Source organism: Neoroseomonas rubea (assembly GCF_016106015.1).
Lineage (GTDB): Bacteria > Pseudomonadota > Alphaproteobacteria > Acetobacterales > Acetobacteraceae > Neoroseomonas > Neoroseomonas rubea.
The window spans coordinates 1-4,284 of record NZ_JACADQ010000354.1 but is presented as its reverse complement, the minus strand read 5'-3'; the positions used below and the strand labels follow the sequence as shown (position 1 = coordinate 4,284).

At 71.2% G+C, this 4,284-nt stretch carries 5 protein-coding genes; all 5 read right to left on the bottom strand.

Annotation, left to right across the window (positions count from 1 at the left end; translation table 11 throughout):
* Positions 1–299 (bottom strand): LapA family protein (locus HW577_RS21590; RefSeq protein ID WP_198378183.1); only part of this gene is annotated, 299 nt, incomplete at its 3' end.
* Between the two features lies 1 nt (position 300).
* A complete protein-coding gene (locus tag HW577_RS21585; RefSeq protein ID WP_198378182.1) occupies positions 301–618 on the bottom strand; it encodes an integration host factor subunit beta in 318 nt (105 codons plus the stop codon).
* Positions 619–667: 49 nt separating this feature from the next.
* Positions 668–1,582, bottom strand: a complete 915-nt coding sequence (gene sppA, locus HW577_RS21580) for a signal peptide peptidase SppA (protein ID WP_198378181.1) — start codon at positions 1,580–1,582, stop codon at positions 668–670.
* A gap of 107 nt (positions 1,583–1,689) precedes the next feature.
* Positions 1,690–3,402: a 30S ribosomal protein S1 gene (gene rpsA, locus HW577_RS21575; RefSeq protein ID WP_198378180.1), complete on the bottom strand. Its 1,713-nt coding sequence runs from the start codon at positions 3,400–3,402 to the stop codon at positions 1,690–1,692.
* 309 nt (positions 3,403–3,711) lie between these two features.
* Positions 3,712–4,284, bottom strand: a 573-nt coding sequence (locus tag HW577_RS21570; protein WP_198378179.1) for a catalase, incomplete at its 5' end; no start/stop codon positions are given.

Below are 4,284 nucleotides of genomic sequence, written 5' to 3'. Positions count from 1 at the left end.
GCCAACCGGTCCGCCGCCGCGGCGCGGTCGCGCGCGCGGAAGGCCTCGACCTCCCGCTGCAGGCCCTCCGCCCGGCGCAGCGCCGCGCGGCCACGGCTGCGCGCCGGCAGGTCCGACATCCAGACGATCCCGGCGCCGAGCAGGAAGGCGACGCAGGCGGCCAGCAGCACGGCGATCGACAGCGGCGCCTGCCACGCCCAGTCGAGCGGCCAGAGCCGCAATTCCACCACCTGCCGGTTCGACAGCGCGAACAGCACGACGAGCCCCGCGAGGGGGAGGAACAGCAGCCAGCGGATCATCTCAGGCCGCGCTGGTCGCGCGCGCCGAGGCGCGCGCGGCGGGCTTGTTGATCCTCTCCCGCAATTCCTTGCCCGGCTTGAAATACGGCACGGCCTTGGCGGTGACCTCCACCGCCTCCCCCGTGCGGGGGTTGCGGCCGGTGCGCGGGTCCCGCGTGCGGGTGGAAAAGGCGCCGAAGCCGCGCAGCTCCACGCGGTCCCCACGCGCCAGGGCGTCGGTGATCTCGGTGAAGATGGTCGCGACGATCAGCTCGATATCCGGCAGGCGCAGATGCGGGTTGGCTGCGGCAAGGTGCGCGATCAGCTCCGACTTGGTCATTCCTTGCCTTCCCTCGGGCGCCCGTCCGGGGCGCGGCGCGTCTCGCGCGTCAGCGGGAAGGCTGCCAGAGGGCCCGGGGGGCGTCAACGCCAAGCCATTCTGACAAAAGGCTTTTCATCACGCCCTCCGTGGCCTGGGAGATCAGCCGCTCGGTCGTCGAGCGGGTCTGGATGTCGCGCACCGGCAGGCCTTCGGGCACCTCGCGCTCGGTGGCGAGCCAGGCGCGCGCCTCCCTCTCCCCGCCGATCGCGTCGATCAGCCCGACCTCCAGCGCCTGGCGGCCGGTGAAGACGCGCCCGTCGGCAAGTGCGCGCGCGCGGTCGCCATCCATCCGCCGGCCCGTGACGACCATGGCCACGAACTGCGCGTGGAGATCCTGGATGACGCGGTCGAGCGCGGCGCGCCCTTCGGCGGAGAGCGGCCGGAACAGGCTCGGCTGGTCCTTGAGCGGACCCGAGGCGATGACCTGCGCAGTGACGCCGAGCCTGGCCATCAGCTCCGATACGTCGAAGGATTGCAGTAGCACGCCGATCGAGCCCGTCAGGGTCGAATCCCGGGCGAAGATCCGCGCGGCGGGCAGCGCCGCCATGTAGCCGGCCGAGGCCGCGGTCGCGCCCATCAGCGCCACGACGGGCTTGCGCGCGGCGACGCGGCTGAGCGCGCCGTGCAGCGCCTCCCCCCCCGCGATGGTCCCGCCCGGGCTGTCGATGGCGACGATCACGGCGCGGACCGAGGCATTGGTCGCGGCGCGGTCCAGCGCCTCGATCACGCGCCGGTCCTCGGCGATGAAGCCGGAGATGGGCAGGCGCAGAACGTGCTCCCCCCCCGGCAGCACGCCGCTACCGCGCATCCCGGCAACGAGCGCGATGGCGCCGAAGACGGCGAGGATCGCGAGCGCCCGCCAGAGTGTCAGGCGGCGGCGAAGGCGCCGGCGGTCGGCGAGCAGGTCGGGCTCGAGGGACATGCCGCCTCAATGGCGAGGCGCGGGGCCGGACGCAACCCCGGATATGGAAAACCCCCGGGCCGTTGCCGACCCGGGGGTTCCGATACAGCCCGGAAGGGGCGAAGGCCTTACTCCTCGCCGGCCATCTCGCGGCGGCGGCGGATCGCCGCACCCAGGATGTCGCCGAGCGAGGCGCCGCTGTCGGCGGAGCCGTATTCGCGCATCGCCTCGCGCTCCTCCTCGATCTCCTTGCCCTTGATGGTCAGGGCGAGGCGGCGGGCGGCACGGTCCACGGCGGTGACGCGGGCGTCCACCTTCTCCCCGATCGCGAACTTGTCGGGGCGCTGGTCGGCGCGGTCGCGGGCGAGTTCGGCGCGGCGGATGAAGCCGGTCAGGACCTCCTCCACCTTCACTTCGATGCCGTTGGCCTCGACCTTGGTGACGACGCAGGTGACGATGTCGCCCTTGCGCACGCGGTCCAGCACCTCGGCGGCCGGATCGGCCTCGAGCTGCTTGATGCCGAGCGAGATTCGCTCCTTCTCGACATCGACGTCGAGCACCTTCGCCTTGATCACCTGGCCCTTGGAGTAGCGGTTCATCGCCACTTCGCCGGCTTCCTCCCACGACAGGTCGGACATGTGGACCATGCCGTCCACGTCGGGGCCGACGCCGATGAACAGGCCGAACTCGGTGATGTTGCGGATCTCGCCCTCGATGATGCTGCCCGGCGGGTGCGCCTCCAGGAACAGCTCCCAGGGGTTGCCCTGCGCCTGCTTCAGGCCGAGCGAGATGCGGCGCTTCGGTTCGTCCACGTCGAGGATCATCACGTCGACCTGCTCGGAGGTCGCGACGATCTTGCCCGGATGGACGTTCTTCTTCGTCCAGGACATCTCGGACACATGCACGAGGCCCTCGACGCCCGGCTCCAGCTCCACGAAGGCGCCGTAGTCGGTGATGTTCGTCACGCGGCCGCCGAACTTGGCGCCGACCGGGTACTTGAGCGCCACGCCGTCCCACGGGTCGGACATCAGCTGCTTCATGCCGAGGCTGATGCGCTGCGTCTCGGAGTTGAAGCGGATGACCTGGACCTTCACGGGCTGGCCGATGGTCAGCGCCTCGCTCGGGTGGTTGATTCGGCGCCAGGCGATGTCGGTCACGTGCAACAGGCCGTCCACGCCGCCGAGGTCCACGAAGGCGCCGTAGTCGGTGATGTTCTTCACCACGCCGTCCAGGATCATGCCTTCCTTGAGGCCCTGGATCAGCTCGCTGCGCTGCTCGGCGCGCGTTTCCTCGAGCACCGCGCGGCGGGAGACCACGATGTTGCCGCGGGCGCGGTCCATTTTGAGGATCTGGAAGGGCTGCGGGCTGCCCATCAGCGGCCCGACGTCGCGCACCGGGCGGATGTCCACCTGGCTGCCGGGAAGGAAGGCCACGGCGCCGCCGAGGTCGACGGTGAAGCCGCCCTTCACGCGGCCGAAGATCACGCCGTTCACGCGCTGGTTGGCGGTGAAGGACTTCTCGAGGTTCGTCCAGGCTTCCTCGCGGCGGGCCTTCTCACGCGACAGCACGATGGAGCCGTCGCGGTCTTCGTACCGCTCGACGAACAGCTCGATCAGGTCGCCGGGCTTCACCTCGGGCTTCATGCCGGGGGCGGCGAATTCCTTGAGGGGCACGCGCCCCTCGCTCTTGAGGCCGACATCGACGACCGCGACATCGTCATCCACCCGGATGACCTTGCCGGTGACGACCGATCCGGCAAATCCGGTGTCGGCGCCAAGCGTTTCATCGAGAAGGGCGGCGAAATCCTCGCTACCCGCGCGGTCGGCGGTGATGGTGGCCATGCAGTCCTGTGCTTTCCGGTGTCCCCCGCCAGCGCGGCGGGTGATGCGGCCTGCGCGCCCGCCCATGGGCAGGAACGACTTGGACCGGCGCGCCTTTCGCGGCAGCGAACCCGGTCCCGATGGGTGGGCGCGTTTCGGTCCGCCCGTCTCCGGTCCTCGCGAGAGGACACGGGCGCATAGGCGCGGGCAGGAAAAGAGTCAAGAAGAACGGGGGAGGGGAACCTCCCCCGGGCCCCCTCCCGTCTCTGGCTATTCGGGCCTGACCGCCGCGGTCGTTTGGGGGGGAGAAGTTCCCTTTTCCCCCCAACTTCACTGCGTCCGCCGCGTCAGCGACACCGCATAGGACCCCGCCCGCGCCTGCAGCGTCGGGTCGTCGCTCATCTCGATGCCGGGCGACTGGTCGAGGATCATGAAGCTGATCGGGTCGCAGGGGCCGCCCGGCCCGGCCGAGACCTCGGTCACCGCCAGCCGTCCCACCACCGCGCGCGGCCGGTCCTCCGGCCAGGCGACGGTCGGGTTGGTCACGTCGTCCCCCGCCGCGGCGAATTGCAGCACCATGTCGAACTCGACCGGGCCGGCGGCGACGCGGCGACGCAGCTCATCGGCGAGGAAGTCGGCGGGCATGCTGCGCATCTGCTCCTCGGTCAGGCGCTGCACGCCGGCGCGCGGCTCGAAGGACCAGCGGACATGCCGGACCTGCCCGTCCGCACCGCGGAAGCGGAAGGCGTTCACGCCCCAATAGGGCGTCGTCGCCCAGCTCGCCGGCGGGTTGTTGGCGGCGAGCCAGCGGCCCTGCAGCGCGCTCGCCGGGTTGGCCGCGGCGAAGGCGGCGACGCGGGCCGGGTCCGGCTGCCCCGTGGCCGGGTCAGCCCGGCGGGCGAG